Here is a 16,853-nt window from a genome sequence, read left to right on the forward strand (position 1 = left end):
CGCGCTCGGCGCGGGCACGTCAAATCGACGCGACGGCCAGCCCGGCTCGTAATAAAAGCGTCCACGTGAACGCCATCGGAACACGAGCTCGCCGGGCGCGCGGCGTTGCCCCCGCGCTCTTCCTGTCCTTCGCCGTCGTCCTCGCGGCATGCGAGGAGGGCCCGCCTCGCCCGAGCGAGCCGGAGCGGCCCGCGCCCCCGCCGCCTCAGCCGAGCGCGCAGCTCGCGCCGCCCGCGGCCGGCTCGGCCGCAGCAGAGCCCCCGAGCGCAGGCGCGCCGGGAGACGCGGGCGAGCCGAAGGGCACGCCCGCATGGCAAGGGACATGGGAGGGGCGCTACGACGCCAAGAAAGGCAGCGTCGTGATGCCCCCGAAGGTCAAGGACGCCGCGCGCCAGAAGGACGACGGGAAGCAGGTCACCGGCCCTGGGACGGTGACGCTGACCATCGAGCCGAGCGGTGAGCTGAAGGGCGCCGCGAAGGGAGCGCTCGGCGACGCGACGCTCGTGGGAAAGGTCGAGGACGGCATGGTCCGCGCATCGGTCTTCCCCGACGATCCGCGCGCGCCGAACGCGATGACCGGCGTCCTGGTCGGCGAGCTGAAGGAGAACGTCATCCACGGCAGGATCCGGGTGACCGGGCCCGATGCCCTCCTGGTGCGCGAGTCCCCGATCGAGCTGAAGAAGAAATGATCAGCGCAGCCGGGCGAGACGTCGACGCCGACGCCTCGCCCGGCGGCGTCGCGCGTCAGCTCGCCGCGCCGGCTCCTCCCGGCTCGCCTGCTGGCGCGCGGCCCTGCGGCTCCTGCGGTGCAGCCCCGGCCTCTCCCGCGGCGCCGCCGCGCGCGCCGCCGCGACCCGCCTCCGCCCGCCGCTCCTCGCGCTGGCGCGCCACCTCGGCGTCCCGTTGCTCGTACGCCACGATGATCCGCTGCACGAGCGGGTGGCGCACGACGTCGACCTCGGTGAACGAGCAGATCGCAATCCCCTCGATCCCCGCGAGCAGCTCGCGCGCCTCCGCGAGGCCGCTGCGCGCGCCATGCGGGAGATCGACCTGCGTGACGTCGCCCGTCACCACGGCGCGGGAGGCGTAGCCGAGGCGGGTGAGGAACATGCGCATCTGGTCGCTCGTCGCGTTCTGCGCCTCGTCGAGGATGACGAAGCAATCGTTGAGCGTGCGGCCACGCATGAAGGCCAGCGGCGCGACCTCGATCTGACCGCGCGTCACGAGGCCTTGCGCCTTGTCCGCATCCATCATGTCATGGAGCGCGTCGTAGAGCGGGCGCAGGTAAGGATTCACCTTCTCGGCGAGATCGCCGGGGAGGAAGCCGAGCCGCTCTCCCGCCTCGACGGCAGGACGGGTCAGGATGATCCGCTTCACGCGGCGCTCGAGCAGCGCGTGCACCGCCATGGCCATCGCGAGGTAGGTCTTGCCCGTCCCCGCCGGCCCGATGCCGAACGTCATGTCGTGCGATCGGATCGCCTGGATGTAGCGCTTCTGCGCCAGCCCCTTCGCCGAGATAGGCCGGCGGCGCGCCGAGATGAGGACGACGTCCTCGAACAGATCCCGCAAGGTCATCCCCGGGTCGTCCCGGAGCGCCTGCACCCCGCGCACGTAGTCCTGGGGATCGAGGACCACGCCGCTCCTCAACATCTGCGCGGCCTCTGCCAGGCACCGCTCGGCGAGCGCGACCTTGTCGGCGTCCCCGGCGAGCCGGATCGTGTTGCCTCGAACGCCCGACTCGATGCCAAGAGTGCGCGCGATGAGCTTGAGATGCTCGTTCCCCGGCCCGGCGAGGGCCACCAAGGTGCTGTTGTCGAGCACCTCGACATCCGCCGTGATCCGCACGCTGGTCGTCATCCCGTGATCCTTCCCCGCCTCTGCCCCGGCGCTCCGTCGCCGGCACGTGCCGCCACTCCATGAGCAGGACCTTGACGCGGCCCACCTCTCGCTCGAACGTCGCGCTCGCTCGCCGTATGGCCTACACAGAATCGTAACGTCCTGGTCATAATTTCGCGTCGCAGTGCATGCGAGATCCGGCGAGCGGGCGAGCCGCACACAGGGAGAACTGCATGAGGTTAGCTACATCGGCGCTGCTGGGCATGACTGTTACGCTGTCGGGCCTTTCGGCGCTAGCACAGCCTGGACCCCAGGGCCCAGCGCAACCTGCCCCGCCGCCGCCTCCGGCCGCTGCCCCGGCGGCTCCTGCCGGCGCGGTTCCGCCTCCGCCCGCTGCCGCCCCGACGCCCGCGCCGCCGCCCGACCAGGCGCCGCCCACAGAGCAGCTGCCGCCGCCTCCTGTACCTGGAGCGGCACCGGCCGCCGCGCCGCCGCCGCCACCGCCTGCGCAGGTGTTCGCGCCGACCGCCGAAACTGCGGTCGTGAAGGAGCAGCAACCGCTCGCCGGCTGGCACGGCGGCTTCTTCCTTCGGGACGCCAACGATACCTTCCGGCTGTACCCGAAGGGGCGGCTGCACCTCGACTTCGTCAGCAGCTTCGGCAGCGGGGTCTCGGACGTGAAGGCGGCGAACGGAGGGAACGCGTTGCAGCCGCGCTTCTTCGCCCGCCGCGCCCGGCTGGAGTTCGACGGCGAGTTCCTGAAGCGCTGGTCGTTCAAGCTCGACGTCGACTTCGGCGGCCAGGCGCTCGGGAACGCCAACGGCGAGACCGAGACAGCCGCCGCATCAGCAGGCGCCGCGCCGACAGCCGAGACCGCGCGCTTCGCCGCGGTTCAGAGCACGAGCGCGAACGCCGCGCTCGCCGACTTCTGGATCAACTACTCCGTCATGCCGGCGCTGAACTTCATGCTCGGCCAGTTCAACTCTCCGTTCGGGATGGAGATCCAGACGAGCAGCAACGCCACCACGTTCATGGAGCGCAACATCGCGATGCGGAGCTTCGCCCACCCCGAGGCCAAGAGCATCGGGCTGATGGCGTGGGGCGACGTCGCCGACAAGATGTTCTTCTACGGCATCGGCGTGGTCGCCGGCGACGGCCAGAACCGCCCTGGCATCGACGCGTCGCCCCATTTCATCGGCCGCGTGTTCGCCCGCCCGTTCGCCGGCGACAAGAAGGGGCTGCTCGCCAAGGCGCAGATCGGCCTCAGCGCGCAGCACGGGTGGCGTGACCAGGACTACGTGGGCTACGACTACGCGCCCATCCGGACCGGGAACGGCTACTCGCTCTGGAGCGGCGGCTACAAGGACTCGCTCGACCGGCGGATCCACGTCATCCCGTCGAGCGCGCAGAACGCGATCGGCGGCGAGCTCCGGCTGCCGATCAAGATGGTCGAGCTCCGGGCCGAGGCCTACTACCTCGCGAACAACACCCGCGAGGCCGTGGAAGGCTATCAGCTCACGAACACCGAGCGGCTCGGCCAGGTGAAGGGCCTCGGCTGGTACGTGCAGCTCTCTGCGTGGCCCGTGGGCGACGCCTTCGTCACCGGGGATCCGGGGTACAGCCCGCGCCCCGTGAAGGTCGATCTGACGAAGGAGCCCGAAAAGCCGAAGTCGGGGCTCGAGGTCGCAGCGCTGCTCGCGGGGATCAACGCGACCTACGACGGCGCGTCCCGGGACGGCGCGTACGACGAGAATACGCCGGGCGCCGAGGGCGGTCCGGGCACCGACCTCAACGTCATGCAGGTCGGACTCGCCGCCAACTACTGGCACACGAGGAACGTGCGGCTCAGCGTGAATTACAACGCGTACCTGACACCGGGCAGCGGCTCCGAAGAGAACCTCTTCCGGGTGCCGGGCAACACCTTGAAGCGGGCCGACGCGCACGCGCTGCACGAGCTCGGCGCCCGGGTCGGCCTGTCCTTCTAGCCCCCCGCGCCCCCTCCCCGCGCGGCGCGGAGCCCCAGCCGCGCCCTCGTTCATTTGCCCTCCAACAAAGCGCGCCGCAGGATCCTCTGCCACGCACGTCTCGTGGCCCGGCGTGCCCGACGGCCCGATCGCGCGCCTCAATTTTGGCCCAGGACAGCGCGGCGGGGTACCCGTCGGGCCATGCGCGACATGCGTCAGTGGATCGCCGTCGGTGCAGCCGTAGGGCTCGTGGCCGTGACCCTCCCCATGCTGCGCGAGCACGACGTCCAGCTCGGGGGGCTGCTCGCCAAGAAGACGACCGCCGGGGGCCCGACGATCACGCGGACCGTGACGCCGCCGCCGCTCACGGATCTCGATCTGACGCGCATCGACGACCGGAAGACCCCTCCCACGGCGCCGGCGCACGCCGACCGCGTCGCGGAGCTGACCATCGATCCGATGTACCAGCGGGCGGCGCTCGGCTTCCTGCGGGCAGGCCAGGTCCCGGAGGGCGCGGTCGTCATGACCGATATCCGCACCGGGAAGGTGCTGGTCTGGGCGAGCTACGTGAACGAGGGGGCGATGCACGACGTCGCTGCAGAGGCCACCGCGCCGTCGGCGAGCGTCTTCAAGGTCGTGACCGGCACCGCCCTCGTCGAGGCGGGCCTGAGCCCGAACACCAAGCAGTGTTATTCGGGCGGCGAGCACTCGATCCGGCCGGCGGACATGGTCGACAACAAGCGCCGCGACAAGTACTGCGCGACGCTCGCGCAGGCGATGGGCCGGAGCATCAACACGGTGTTCGCGCGGCTCGCCGCGAAGAACCTCGACCGCGAAAAGCTCGGCGCCGTGGCCGAGAAGCTCGGCTGGGGTCAGGACACGCCGTTCGACGTGAAGGTCGCGACGAGCACGATCGCGCTCCCGGAAGACGATCTCGGCTTCGCGCGGACCGCGGCGGGCTTCTGGAACACGACGCTGTCGCCGTTCCAGGGAGCAAACCTGGCGACCACGCTCGCCAATGGCGGCGAGATGATCCGGCTCCACGTCGTGTCGAGCGTCAAGGACGAGATCGGCGACATCTACCAGGGCCCGAGCGAGCGCCAGGTGCTCAAGCGGGTGATGGACGAGAGCACGGCCAACGCGGTGACCGCGATGATGGAGGCGACGGTCGATAACGGCACGAGCTACCGTTCGTTCCATGATCGCAACGGCCGCCCCTACCTCCCGGATATCCGCGTCGCGGGCAAGACGGGGACGCTCACGAAGCCGACGCCCGAGGGGCCCTTCTACACCTGGTTCGTCGGGTTCGCGCCGAGCCGCAAGCCCGAGGTCGCCATCTCCGTGATGGTCGCCAACGGCGCGAAATGGCGGGTGAAGGCGACGAACGTCGCATGCGACATGCTCCGCACCTACTTCGCTGACAAGGGCGCGCCCGGCGTGAGCGATCCGAACAACCGGACAGGCTCGACAGCGCTCCGCCGCTGACGCGGAGCCGACGAGCCGCCGAGCCGCAGCGCGCCAGGCCGATCGGCGCCGCGCTGCGCAGATGCACCTGAACGCGGCGCCGTGCCCCCGGCGAGGTCCCCTCGGCCGACGACGCCAGCGCATTGTCGGCCCGTCAGGAAGACCACCGCGCAGCCTTCACGAGGCCTCCGCAAAGCCGAAATCGTTCGTCGTGATTTCCGCCCTCACCAGGATCCGGCGATGACGGTGCGTCACGGACCGGTGTGCCTGCCTGGTGGCCGGCAGGTGTGCAGGCTCAACGTACACGCCGCGACGGGCGATCGATTCATGGAAACTTTCCGCCCGGGGGGGCGACCCCTCCCGCCGGCTCGCCGTCCGCGGCGCGAAGGTCCGGACCGCTCCGATGCAGCCGGACACCCTGGGCCAGGGTGGGACCTAGTTGCGAGAGGCGCTGCTTGTGCAGCTTGTGCTCGGCCGAGATCCGCGTGCTAGCATCTCTGTTGTGCAGGTTGTGCTCCGCAAGCTCGGCCGGGGATCACGCGCAGTCGTTGGCCGGCTCGTCCGTGCACCACGGAAAGGCTCGGTCATCGTCATCGAGTTCTCCGACGGAATGCATGAATATGTCACGACGCCGGTCAAGCGCGTGTTGCGCCTCGCGGGGCGCGAGGTCTTCTACATAGAGACCGTGAACTCCCGGTACCGCCTCGAGGTGCGCGGCCGCGAGGTCGCGCTGGACGGCGCGGTCGGCGGCTGAGCCCTGCCAGATGCGGCCCAGGCGGCTCAGATCCTTCGGATCCTTCAGAACGAGCGCGCGCCTCTGATGTGACCGGGCGCCTCTGACGTGACCGCGCGGGGAGGCGGAGGTCAACGCCTCATGGCGGCGCGATGCACTGCACACTCGTCTAGCACGAGAACTGCATCTCCGCGCGCATTGCCCCTTGCGCTTCCATTCGCTCTTGGGCAGAGTCCCGCTCCCTTTGAGGGGCCCCGCGGTAGGCCATCCACCGGTGCAGGATGGGGCTCGCCTGGCGAGCTGTCGTCATGATGCCGCGCCCCCGACCGTGAGGAGATTGAAGCAGATGGGCAAGCGCGATCGCCGCCAGTCGATGAAGATGAGGCGCCGCAAGGCGCAGGCTGCCAAGAAGGAGCGCGCCAAGCGCAGCAAGCTGGCGAAGGCCCCGGCAGAGGTCGCTGGCAAGGCCAAGAAGCCCCGCGCTCCCAAGAGCGCCGCTCCTGCGAGCCCTTCGCCGGCTTCTTGATCGGGTGCCGTGCGTGGTCGATCGACCGCGCACCACGCGCCACCCGTCGCATCGCCGCGCTGTTGCGATCCCGTCGCTCACCGAGGCCGCTAACGTCGGCGTTGTGCTCGGCCCGGCGCGCCCCGCGGCGTGCGGCCGCGCACCTCGTCAGCGGCGTCGCTCACTCGTCGCGAATCACACGCGTGTGGAGGCTCAGGCCGGGCTGCCGACCCATGTCGGTCGCGCTCGCCGAATCGCCAGCCCCATTCTGCGTGGGCTGGGGCTCCTTGGGCGGGGGCTCGCCGAGGAGCCCAGTGTCGCCCTCCCTTCGCTCCTCGCCGATAAGCTCCCAGTGGCCCCGTTCGTCGCGCCAGCGCTGCGCCACCCGGGTGCTGCGAACGGTGGCCTCGTCGTTCCGCAGCCAGAGGACGTCGAGGTAGACCTCGGCTTCCTCGCGCTGGGTCATCTCGAAGCCGCCGAACTCCACGTCGACGACCCGGAGGCGGGTGCCCCACCCGGCGTGACGATTCATGAAATCCTGGCGCGCGTTCGAGCCGACGCGCTCGAGCGCGACATCCATGCGGCCGAACCGGGCAGCCGTGTTCATCTCGAGCGCCGCTTCGGTGAGGCGCTGGGACGTGCTCGGGGCGATGCCGCAGCTGGCGAGGTGCAAGAGGCTCAGGGCGAGGAGGACGCGGCGCATGCCGAGCACCCTGGGCGAAGGGGTCGGCGCGGGCAAAATTTCCAGCAGGCGCGCGGCGCTCAGAACGAGTTCGTCGCGACGAAGTAAAACTGACCGCCGGGGATCGCGAGATCGCTCAGGCCATAGGCGTACCCGAAGCGCAGCTGCGAGGAGAGGACGTACCCGAGGCTCAAGCTCAGCCACAGCTCGCCGCCGACCGAGGCGTGCAGCTGGGGCGAGAGCAGGCTCTTCCGCGTGAAGAGGGCGAGGTCGTCCATCTCGAAGCGGTTGAATGCGCCTCCGTGGTCGAGGAAGAGGCTCGCGTCGATGCGGCGCAGGTAGATCGGCAGCGTCACGAGGCCGCGGTCGGGTTGCAGGACGGGCACGCGGTACTCGAACGTCTGCGAGAAATAGGAGCGCCCGAACATCGCGCCCGGCGCGTAGCCACGGAGCGTGAACGAGCTATTCGTGACCCCGGTGAGCAATGTGTCGACGAGGGTGAGGTTCTCGAGATCGTACCCGCCCACGCCATAGCTGGCGCCCCGGGGGAAGTTGCCGCCAGACACCGCACCGGCGACGCGAAACGCGAGGGTGTGATCGCCTGACCAGGGCATGGCGACGTAGGCGGTGAGGCCCGTCGAGAACGCGTAGGTCGTGTAGCTGCTGCCCGTCTCCGGGCCGGCGTAATCGAGCCCAGCGCTCAGCGACACCCCGCGCGGCGCCCCGGCGGCGTCGAGCGAGCCCTCGGCGTTCGAGAATGCGTAGCCGAGGTGCGCGAGGTTCAGCGTGCCCCGCGGCGGGAGGATGGTCCGGGGCGCGTACGGGTCGAGCTTGTCGCCGATGGGGAGCTGCCCCTTGAACGCCGCGCTGCCGAACGACGCGCTCAGGGTATGCCGCGAGAACTCGCCGCGGATCGGATAGCTGATGCCCGAGGAGACCCCGATCGTTCGCTCGTCGTAGACGACGTTGCGGCCGTTGAGGCGGTAGCCGCCGCGCGGCGAGATGTTGTGGTACGCGCGGACGCCGAGGTCGACAGGCAGCCGGCCGTAGTTGTACCCGAGCAGGACGTTCGGGGCCGGCGCGTCCGGCTGCACGGTGAGCTCGCCGAAGATCGTGTGGCGACCGACGATGTCGGTGCCGGTCACGGTCACGGTGAGCGCGTTCGAGCCATAGCTCCCGGGCGCGTAGTCGAGCGTGATCGCGCGCGGCGCGAGCGTGGGAAGCGGGTTGTAAGGGACGCGCTCGAGCCGCGCCGCCGAAGGCTCGGTGGCGGGATCGGGGCGATCGCCCGGGGGCGGCGGCGCCGGGAGGAAGCGCGCCGGATCGAGCGGCATGGCGAAGAGGTCGTGGCCCCGAGAGGTATATCCGACATAAACAAGCGTCTTGCCATCGGGGCTGATCGCCGGGTGCAAGGCCCCGAGTCTCACGTTCGTGACCTGGCGCAAGACGCCGGACGAGACGCCGTAGGCGTAGACGTTGTGGATGCCGGTCCGATCGGAGGTGAAATAGAGCGTCTCGCCGTCGGGCGACCAGACGGGGTTCATGTCGGTCGCGCGATCGCGGGTCACCTGCCGGAAGCCGCCGGTGGCGACGTCCACCACGCGGATGTCGCGGTAGCCGCCGGCGGTCCATACGCTGTACGCGAGGCGCTTGCCGTCGGGCGAGAACGACGGGGAGTAGGCCTGCTCGAAGCGGGCGCTCGGGACGAGATCGCGCCGGTCGGACAGGGCGCCATCCCTGGAGAGCCGCGCGATCTCCAGGTAGCGGGTGCCCTTGCTGTTGAGGGAGAAGGCGACGAGATCTCCGGTCGGGCTCACGTCCGGGGCCGCGGATCGGAGGCCGTGCGTCAACCGGCGCCGCCAGGGCTCGTCGCCGTCGGGCGCCGCCTTGCCGCGCGGGAGCAAGACCAGATCGTTTCGGTAGTAGTGGTTGCGCCACGGCAGGAGCGCCGTGAAGACCAGGTCACCTGCCGGCGTGAACGCCGGTCGCGAGGGCGCGTTGGTGCGCGCGACCAGCGCTTCGTGGCGCTCGCTCCCGGGCGCGGGCGCGGCGAGGGAGACGCGGTAGATACCGGGGCGCTCCCCGCCGTCGTCGCGGAAGTAGACGATCTCGTCTGCAGCGGTCCGGCGCGCGGCGGGCGGAACGAACCGCGGGTAGAGCACGTTGCGCCCGTGGTAGGTGAGCCGCGCGCCCTCGCGGAGCCCGCGCGCCTCGACGGCCGCCATCTGCTCCCGGTAGAGCCGGCGGAGGTGATCCTTCCAGCCGTCGTACAGCTCGACGTAGGTCCTGCCGGTCACGCGGCGGATCGCGCGGTTGATCCCCCACGGGAGGAGCGACGCCCCGTAGTCGGCGGAGACGGCGCGCATCGTGTTGGGCCCGTAGACGTCGATGATCCAGCCCAGGAACCTCGATCCGTAGAGATACCAGAGGTTGCCCTGCGGCCAGCGAACCGCGGAGCTCGAGATCTGATCGAGCCCCGCGATGTTGTCCTCGAGCACGTCGGCGCGCAGGTACATGTCGAACATGCTCGAGCGCATCCGGCCGCCACTCGAGTGGTGGCTCTCGCTCACCACGGCGAGCCCCTCGATGATCCACCGCGGCTGCACCTGGTTCGGCGAGAACGTCTTGCCCACGATCGCGTTCAGGATCGCCGGGATCCCCGAGGTGTTATCGATGTGCGCGATGTGCGTGAACTCGTGCGTGAGGAGATCGAGGTACCAGTCGTCGTAGTCGCCGAGCGTCGACAGGTCGTCCGGACCGGATGCGAGGAGGTGGATCGAGTTGTAGGGAAGCGTGCCGGCCGACCCGTTCGCTATCTCGGAGTCGTCGGTGATCACGATCTCCGTGCGGCCCTTCGGGGCGTAGCCGAGCGCATCCTCGACGCGCCCGTAGATCGTCTCGGCGAGCGAGGCGATGCGCGCCGCGATGGGCTCGAGGCCCTGCGGATAGTGCACGCGGAAGTGGGCGGTCTCGAACGTCCAGAAGGCGAGATCGGGGTCGCCCGTCGCCCAGGCCGGCCGCGGGGCGAGGAGCAGCAGCGCCGCGAGGGCGACGGCAGAGAGGACGGACGCTGCGCGGTGGAGCGGCCGGCTCGCTCGCGAGCCGGCGCGCGCGGGAGAAGAGTTCACCACGATCGAGGCGGCGTTGCGACCTCAGAGGTCGTCGTAGAAGAGCGGCTCCCTGTTGCGCGTGAACCGGGACACGAGCTGCCGGCCCTCCGCCGAGATCTGCGTGATCCGGGCGCCGAAGCCTGGCTCGGCCGAGTCCCTCGAGCCGCCTGCCTCGCGCGTCCACCGGACCGCGGCCTGCGCGGTGAACTCGTAGTTGCCCGGCAGGCGGACACGCAGGGTCACGACGGAGCCCGTCGGCGGGATCTTGTAGGTCGCGACGAAGATGCCCCCGTGCTCGATGACGTCGTTGCCAGCCAGCCCCTTGTAAAAATTCGACGGTGTCAGAGCGCCGAGCTCGACATCGACGACCGCAGCGTGAGTGCGGTGGTCGACGGGCTGCGGCGTGGCCTGGGGCGGCGGAGCGCCGCGTGGGTCCGCGGCCGGGTGCGACGCGGCAGGGTGAGCGGGCGTTGCGGGCGCCGGCGCACGCCGCGGCTGCTGCGACGAGGGTAGCGTGTGCTGGAGGGGCGCAGACACGGCCACCGCGGGCACAGGTGCGAACGGCGCTGGCGCGGCCACCGCTGCAGGCGCTGGCGCGAACGGCGCGGGCGCGGCCACCGCTGGCGCGAACGGCGCGGGCGCGGCCACCGCTGCAGGCGCTGGCGCTACCGGCGCCGGCGCGGCCACCGCCACAACGGGCGCTGGCGCGACCACCGCTACAGGCGCAACCGGCGCTGGCGCGACCACCGCTACAGGCGCAACCGGCGCTGGCGCGGCCACCGCTACAGGCGCTGGCGCTACCGGCGCTGGCACGGCCGCCGCCACGGGCGCACGCACCTGCGCGGAGGCGCCAGCGGCCTGCGCCCTGCTCAGCGCGTTGACCTTGCTCAGCGAGGAGGCGACGTGCTCCATCAGCACGTCCACCACCGGATCGGCCGCGGTGATCCTCTGCAGACGGTTCAGGACGTCGCGCACATGGCCGAGCGCAATCTCGCTGCCGTCGAGGGCCTGACCCCCGGAGCGCTCGATGCGGTGCATGATGCCCATCGCCTGCGCTATCGGCTCGGCGAGCGCCTCGATCTCAGACGACACCCCCCCGTTCGACTGGAGCGCATTGAGCGCCGCGGCGAGCAGTTCGCGGGCGCTTTTCGCAAGCTGCGCGGGTTCCGACATGAATCCTCCGAAGGGCGCATCCTACGCGGTCGCGCGCGCATAGGTTCAGGATTCGATGGCCGCGAGCCGGCCAGGCGGCCCCGCCGGCGACGCGGCCGGCCGCCAGGCGCCCCTGCTAGCGGTCACCCGCGCGACGCCCCCGACGCCACGAGGGCCGCGAGCTCATCCACCGACGCCGGCTCTCCGTCGATCTCCCCCTCCAGCAGCGCGACGGCCGTGTCGCCGGTCCGCACCAAGACCACCCCGCCCTCGACCAACGCCTCGCCGGGCGCAAGCGCTTCGGGGAAGCTCGCCGCCGGCGCGGCCCGGAGGACGATGACGCAGGCGCCCTCGATCTCGGTCCACGCTCCCGGAGCCGGCGCGAGGGCGCGGACGTGCCGGAGGACGCGCTCCGTCGGCCAGGACCAGCAGATGGCGCACGCCTCGTCGTCCGGCGCAGGTGCCTCCGTCGCGAGGGCAGGATCCTGAGCGACGCCCGCCACCTCCTCGCCGCGGGCGAACCGGTCGACCGTGCGCCGCAGGACCCGGAGGCTCGGCCGGTCGAGCGCCCGGGCTAGCTGCCACGCGGTCCACCCCGGATCGATGGGGAGCCTCTCCTGTTCCAGGATCTCGCCGGTGTCGTACTCGGCCTCGATCCGGTGCGCCGTGACGCCGCTCTCGGCGTCCCCCGAGGCGATCGCCCAGTACGTGGGGTCCGGCCCGCGATGACGGGGGAGCAGCGAGGGGTGCACGCCGATCCCGCCGAGCCGCGCCGCCCTCACGAGCGACATCGGCAGGCGCGTGGTCCAGAACCAGCTCACCAGGAGATCGGGCGCGAGCGCCTCGACGCGCGACGCGAGCTCCGGGCGCTCGACGTCGGGACGCAGCAGGAGGCGCGAGCCGAAGAGCCGGCGGGCCCGGCGGAGCCCCACCGCGTCGGCGCGGCTGATCGCGGCGAGGGCGATGTCGTGACCGTCGCCGTGGAGCAGCAACGCCGCCAGCGGGAGGCCGAAAAAGGCGACCCGCAGGGGGCGTTCGCCCGAGCGTCGGCCGAAAAGTTTTCCGTGTGCGAGCAGGCTGATAGGTGAAGGCTCCGATGGCGGCGCCCCCTCTGCAAGGCTCATTTCGTCCGGCGCTCCGGCCCGGCCACCGCTACGACGCGTCCGCCGCGCGCCGGCCGATCCTCGTCTTCGAGGACGTCTACAAGTCGTACCGCGCCGATCAGCCGGTGCTGCGCGGGATGTCGCTCTCGATCGAGCGCGGCGAGTTCGTGTTCATCACGGGCCCGAGCGGCTCGGGCAAGAGCACGCTCCTCCGCCTCGTGCACCGCACCGAGCGCGTCGACGATGGCCGGATCCTCTTCCTCGGCCGGGACATCGCGCGCCTGACCGACGCGTCGATCCCCGCGCTCCGGCGCAACATCGGCTTCGTGTTCCAGGATTTCAAGCTGGTCCCGAGCTGGACCGTGTTCGACAACGTGGCCATCACGCTGGAGGTGCTCGGCCTCCCGTCGCGCCTGCTCCGGACCCGGGTCGGCGAGGCGCTCGAGCGCGTCGGCCTGGCGGGGCGCGGCGGCGATCGGGCGCAGGTGCTGAGCGGCGGCGAGCAGCAGCGCGTCTCGATCGCGCGGGCGATCGTCGGGGAGCCGACGCTGATCCTCGCGGACGAGCCGACGGGCAACCTCGATCCGCAGCTCGCGATCGATCTGCTCGGGCTTTTCGAGGACATCCACGAGACCGGCACGACCGTCCTGTTCGCCACGCACGATCGGACGCTGCTCGACGTGCGCCCCCGGCGCGTGGTCGTGCTCGACGACGGGAAGGCGACCGACGTACCGCACGGCCTCGGATCCGGCGGCGAGCTCGCGGATGGCGACGAGGACGAGATGGATAGCGGCGTGCGCGGCGCGGCGTAGCGCCGAGGGCTCCGCCTCACGAGACGGATAGAGGGAACCGGATGCAGACCAGCGAGCGTGACGATCGGCGGAGATGGCTTCGCACCTGGAGGGCAGGGAGGAGCGATTGGCGGCTGCAGGCGCTGTCGATCTTCTCGCTCGCGGTCGCGTTCGTCTGCCTCGCGTCGGCCCTCCTCGTGGTCACGAACCTCGTGGCGGTGCGCGATCGCTGGTCGCGCGCCGGCCGCGCCACGGTCTACCTGCGCGACAGCGCGACCGATGCGCAGACCGCGGAGCTCACCCGCGCGCTCGAGGGCACCGAGGGCGTCAAGAAGGTGCGGCTCGTGACGAGCGCCGAGGCGCGCCGCGAGGTGGTGCACGACGACGGCGACAAGGCGCTCGCCGCGCTCCCGCCGAGCGCGTTCCCCGCGTCGCTCGAGGTTGGCTTCACCGAGGAGGTCTCCGACGAGGCGCTCGCCTCGATGACGGTGAAGCTGCGCGCCCTGCCGGCCGTGGACACGGTGGAGACGTACCAGCGCTGGACGGAGCGGCTGTCGTCCCTCCTCAGCGGCGGCGTCGCCGCGAGCGCGTGCCTCGCCGCGATCGTCCTCTGCGCCGTCGTGAGCGTCATCGGCTCGACGATGCGCCTGCTCTTGCATCGCCGGAAGATCGAGGTCGAGGTGCTGAAGCTGGTCGGCGCGACCGACGGCTTCGTGCGCCGGCCGTTCATCGTCGAGGGCGCCACGCAGGGCGCCGCCGGCGCGGCCGGCGCGCTGCTCATGCTGGGCGCCCTGTTCATGATGGTGCGCGGCCGCTTCGATCACGAGCTCGCCAACCTGCTCGGCGTCTCGCCGTCGTTCCTGCCGTGGGAGGTCGCGTTCGGGATGGTCACCCTCGGGGCCGCGCTCGGCGCCACGACCGCGCTGCTCACGCTGCGCAAGATGGTGGCCGTGTGAGGCGCCGCGCCCGGCTCGCGCCGCTCGCGCTGGCGCTCCTCACCGGCGCCGCGACGAGCGGCGCCGAGGTGCCGGCGCCGGGCGCCCCGGCGCCCACGTCCGCCAGGGCGCCGGCTCCGGCGGCGCGCCCGGGCTCCGCGCTGGCCGAGAACGATCTCGATCGCCTGCTCGCGAAGCTCGACGCCGAGGAGAAGGCGCTGCGCGCGGAGCTCGACGCGATCGGCCCCGCGCTGGAGCTCACCCGCCGCCGGATGATCGCGCGCGGGCGCGCGTACTACCGCCACGTCCGCGCCGGCTTCCTCCCGGTGGGCGGCGGGTTCGACGCGCTGGTCGACCACGCCGCTCGCGTGGAGCGCACCCGGCTCGCCCTCGAGCGCGACCTCGCCCACGAGGCGGAGCTGACCCGGCGCAGCGCCGAGCTCGCGGACCGGCTCACGCACCTCGGCGCGGAGCGCGCGCCCCTCGAGGTGCACCGCGAGGCGATGAACCGCGCCCGGGTCGCGCTGGCCCAGGAGGAGGAGCGCCGCGCCGCGTTCTCGCGCGCGTTCGAGACGAGCGTGCGCCCCGACTACCTCGCGATCTACGGCGCGGACACCGGGCCCGCCGAGCTCGATCGCCGCGCCGGCTTCCGCTCGCTCATGGGGCGGCTCCCCTTCCCGATCGCCGGCCGCGCGGAGGTGCGCAAGGTGTCGCGCCGCGGCGCCGGCGGCCCCGGCGTCGAGCTCACCGCGCTGGACGGCGCGCCGGTCCGCAGCGTGGCCGCGGGGCGGGTGGCCTTCGCCGACACGTACGCGGACTACGGGCTCACCGTGATCGTCGATCACGGCGAGCGGCTCTACTCGGTGTACGCGAACCTCGGCGCCGCGGACGTGCGCGCCGGCGATCAGCTCCCGGGCGGGGCGCGGGTGGGCACGGTCGCGAGCGGACCGAACGGCGCGAAGCTCTACTTCGAGCTGAGGCGCGGCGCCGAGGTGATCGACCCGGGTCCCTGGTTCGGGATGTAGCGGCGCGAGCCCGCCGCGAGGCGCGCCCGCGCGACGCGCGAAGTGTGCTAAGGCGGCCCCGTGAATCGCCCTGACGGCCGCGCCCTCGATGTCCACCGCCCCGTGGAGATGATCCTCGGGTTCCACCGCAACGCAGAGGGCTCCGTCCTCTACCGCGCCGGGAGGACGGTCGTGCTCTGCACGGCCTCGGTCGAGCCCACCGTGCCCGCCTGGATGATGGGGAAGGGCGCGGGCTGGCTCACGGCCGAGTACCAGATGCACCCGCGATCGAGCCCGGCCCGCAGGGAGCCGCGCGACGGGCGGGGCAAGGCCCCGAGCGGGCGCACGCAGGAGATCCAGCGGCTCATCGGCCGCGCGCTCCGGGCGGCGATCGATCTCAAGCAGCTCGGCGAGCAGACGATCGCGATCGACTGCGACGTCCTCGAGGCGGACGGGGGCACGCGGACCGCGTCCATCACCGCCGGCTTCGTGGCGCTCGCGCTGGCGCTCGACCGGATGCGCGCGGCCGGATCGCTCGAGGCGCCGGTGCTCCGCGATCAGGTGGCGGCGATCAGCGTGGGCCACCTCCCGGGCGGGCTCGCGCTCGACCTCGTCTACACCGAGGACAGCTCGGCGCGCGTCGACATGAACGTCGTGGCGACGGCGGTCGGCTCGATCGTCGAGGTCCAGGCGACGGCCGAGGACGAGGCCATCCCCCGGGCGGAGCTCGATCGCATGACCGACCTCGCGCTCGCGGGCGTGGCGTCGCTCGCGAGCGCGCAGCACCGGGCGCTGTCGAGCGCCGGCGTCGACCTCTCCGCGCTCTTCCAGACGGATCGCTGGAGGGTCGCGTGAGCCGAGAGCCGCTGCGCCTGCTCGCCGCGACCTCGAACCGAGGAAAGCTGGTGGAGCTGCGCTCGTTGCTCTCCGACCTCCCGATCGAGGTGCTCTCGCTGGCGGATGTGCTGCCGGGCGCGCCGCCGGTGGTCGAGGACGGCGCGACGTTCCTGGACAACGCGCTCCTCAAGGTGCGCGCCGGGGCGCTCCGATCGGCGATGGTGACGCTCGCCGAGGACTCGGGGCTCGAGGTGGACGCGCTCGACGGACGACCGGGCGTCCGGTCCGCCCGCTTCGCGAGGGAGGGCGCGACCGACGCGGAGAACAACGAGGCCCTGCTCGCGGCGCTCGCGGACGTCGCGGACGACCGGCGCCGAGCGCGCTTCCGCTGCGTGATGGTGCTGCTCGATTCGCGGTCCGAGGCGCAGCCCATCGTGACCGAAGGGCGCTGCGAGGGGTGGATCGGCAGGCAGCCCAGCGGCGCGGGCGGCTTCGGATATGATCCGCTGTTCGTCGTGGAGGGCTACGGACGGACGATGGCCGAGCTCGGCGAGGCCGAGAAGAACCTCGTGAGCCACCGCGGCAAGGCCGCGCGGAAGATGCGTTCCTCGCTCGAGGCGCTGGTCGCGCGACGGTAAGCGACGGTAGGACGACAGGCGCGGCGACGCCGGACGGCGGTTGACCCCGTCCGGGACCGCTTGTAATCGCGACCGGAGGCACCCACGTACTGCCCGGTG

15 protein-coding genes are annotated in these 16,853 nt (G+C 71.8%); 10 read left to right on the forward strand and 5 right to left on the reverse strand.

What is annotated here, in order from left to right:
- Nucleotides 1-65 precede the first annotated feature (65 nt).
- Nucleotides 66-689, forward strand: a complete 624-nt coding sequence (locus WMF11_RS44385; RefSeq protein WP_437975047.1) for a hypothetical protein — start codon at nucleotides 66-68, stop codon at nucleotides 687-689.
- Nucleotides 690-744: 55 nt separating this feature from the next.
- On the opposite strand, the gene WMF11_RS44390 is transcribed toward WMF11_RS44385, so the two are convergent.
- Nucleotides 745-1,857, reverse strand: coding sequence for a PhoH family protein (locus tag WMF11_RS44390; protein ID WP_437546545.1), 1,113 nt, complete (start codon nucleotides 1,855-1,857; stop codon nucleotides 745-747).
- A gap of 521 nt (nucleotides 1,858-2,378) precedes the next feature.
- Between WMF11_RS44390 and WMF11_RS44395 the strand changes: the two genes are divergently transcribed.
- The 4 genes from WMF11_RS44395 (at nucleotide 2,379) to WMF11_RS44410 (ending at nucleotide 6,523) form a co-directional block, all read left to right on the forward strand.
- Nucleotides 2,379-3,821 carry a porin gene (locus WMF11_RS44395; protein ID WP_437975048.1) on the forward strand — a complete coding sequence of 481 codons (1,443 nt, stop codon included), beginning with the start codon at nucleotides 2,379-2,381 and terminating at the stop codon, nucleotides 3,819-3,821.
- A gap of 180 nt (nucleotides 3,822-4,001) precedes the next feature.
- The gene (locus tag WMF11_RS44400; RefSeq protein ID WP_437546549.1) at nucleotides 4,002-5,285 is read left to right on the forward strand and encodes a penicillin-binding transpeptidase domain-containing protein; all 1,284 of its coding nucleotides are present in this window, start codon (nucleotides 4,002-4,004) and stop codon (nucleotides 5,283-5,285) included.
- Nucleotides 5,286-5,721: 436 nt separating this feature from the next.
- On the forward strand, nucleotides 5,722-6,018 hold the full coding sequence (locus tag WMF11_RS44405) for a hypothetical protein (protein ID WP_437546551.1): 297 nt from the start codon (nucleotides 5,722-5,724) through the stop codon (nucleotides 6,016-6,018).
- A 325-nt stretch (nucleotides 6,019-6,343) separates the two neighbouring features.
- Nucleotides 6,344-6,523 (forward strand): hypothetical protein, encoded by a 180-nt coding sequence (locus WMF11_RS44410; RefSeq protein WP_437546553.1) that lies wholly within the window; start codon nucleotides 6,344-6,346, stop codon nucleotides 6,521-6,523.
- A 160-nt stretch (nucleotides 6,524-6,683) separates the two neighbouring features.
- Here the strand turns inward: WMF11_RS44410 and WMF11_RS44415 are convergent, their stop codons facing one another.
- The 4 genes from WMF11_RS44415 to WMF11_RS44430 form a co-directional block, all read right to left on the reverse strand.
- On the reverse strand, nucleotides 6,684-7,205 hold the full coding sequence (locus WMF11_RS44415) for a hypothetical protein (RefSeq protein WP_437905112.1): 522 nt from the start codon (nucleotides 7,203-7,205) through the stop codon (nucleotides 6,684-6,686).
- A gap of 59 nt (nucleotides 7,206-7,264) precedes the next feature.
- On the reverse strand, nucleotides 7,265-10,312 hold the full coding sequence (locus WMF11_RS44420) for a BamA/TamA family outer membrane protein (RefSeq protein ID WP_437975049.1): 3,048 nt from the start codon (nucleotides 10,310-10,312) through the stop codon (nucleotides 7,265-7,267).
- Between the two features lie 24 nt (nucleotides 10,313-10,336).
- The gene (locus tag WMF11_RS44425) at nucleotides 10,337-11,386 is read right to left on the reverse strand and encodes a hypothetical protein (protein ID WP_437975050.1); all 1,050 of its coding nucleotides are present in this window, start codon (nucleotides 11,384-11,386) and stop codon (nucleotides 10,337-10,339) included.
- A gap of 203 nt (nucleotides 11,387-11,589) precedes the next feature.
- Nucleotides 11,590-12,438, reverse strand: a complete 849-nt coding sequence (locus WMF11_RS44430; RefSeq protein ID WP_437975051.1) for a methionyl-tRNA formyltransferase — start codon at nucleotides 12,436-12,438, stop codon at nucleotides 11,590-11,592.
- Between the two features lie 104 nt (nucleotides 12,439-12,542).
- Here WMF11_RS44430 and WMF11_RS44435 point away from each other — a divergent pair, with 104 nt between their 5' ends.
- The 5 genes from WMF11_RS44435 to rdgB are packed head-to-tail and all read left to right on the forward strand — an operon-like array spanning nucleotide 12,543 to nucleotide 16,754.
- Nucleotides 12,543-13,361: a cell division ATP-binding protein FtsE gene (locus WMF11_RS44435; RefSeq protein WP_012240581.1), complete on the forward strand. Its 819-nt coding sequence runs from the start codon at nucleotides 12,543-12,545 to the stop codon at nucleotides 13,359-13,361.
- Nucleotides 13,362-13,402: 41 nt separating this feature from the next.
- The gene (locus tag WMF11_RS44440) at nucleotides 13,403-14,296 is read left to right on the forward strand and encodes a cell division protein FtsX (protein ID WP_437546564.1); all 894 of its coding nucleotides are present in this window, start codon (nucleotides 13,403-13,405) and stop codon (nucleotides 14,294-14,296) included.
- A complete protein-coding gene (locus tag WMF11_RS44445) occupies nucleotides 14,293-15,300 on the forward strand; it encodes a murein hydrolase activator EnvC family protein (protein WP_437546566.1) in 1,008 nt (335 codons plus the stop codon). Before WMF11_RS44440 ends, WMF11_RS44445 begins: the two co-directional genes overlap by 4 nt.
- A gap of 60 nt (nucleotides 15,301-15,360) precedes the next feature.
- On the forward strand, nucleotides 15,361-16,134 hold the full coding sequence (gene rph / locus WMF11_RS44450; RefSeq protein WP_437527822.1) for a ribonuclease PH: 774 nt from the start codon (nucleotides 15,361-15,363) through the stop codon (nucleotides 16,132-16,134).
- Nucleotides 16,131-16,754: an RdgB/HAM1 family non-canonical purine NTP pyrophosphatase gene (rdgB, locus tag WMF11_RS44455; RefSeq protein ID WP_437975052.1), complete on the forward strand. Its 624-nt coding sequence runs from the start codon at nucleotides 16,131-16,133 to the stop codon at nucleotides 16,752-16,754. Before rph ends, rdgB begins: the two co-directional genes overlap by 4 nt.
- Nucleotides 16,755-16,853 lie beyond the last annotated feature (99 nt).

Source organism: Sorangium sp. So ce295 (assembly GCF_051527405.1).
In the GTDB taxonomy this organism is placed as follows: domain Bacteria; phylum Myxococcota_A; class Polyangia; order Polyangiales; family Polyangiaceae; genus Sorangium; species Sorangium cellulosum_B.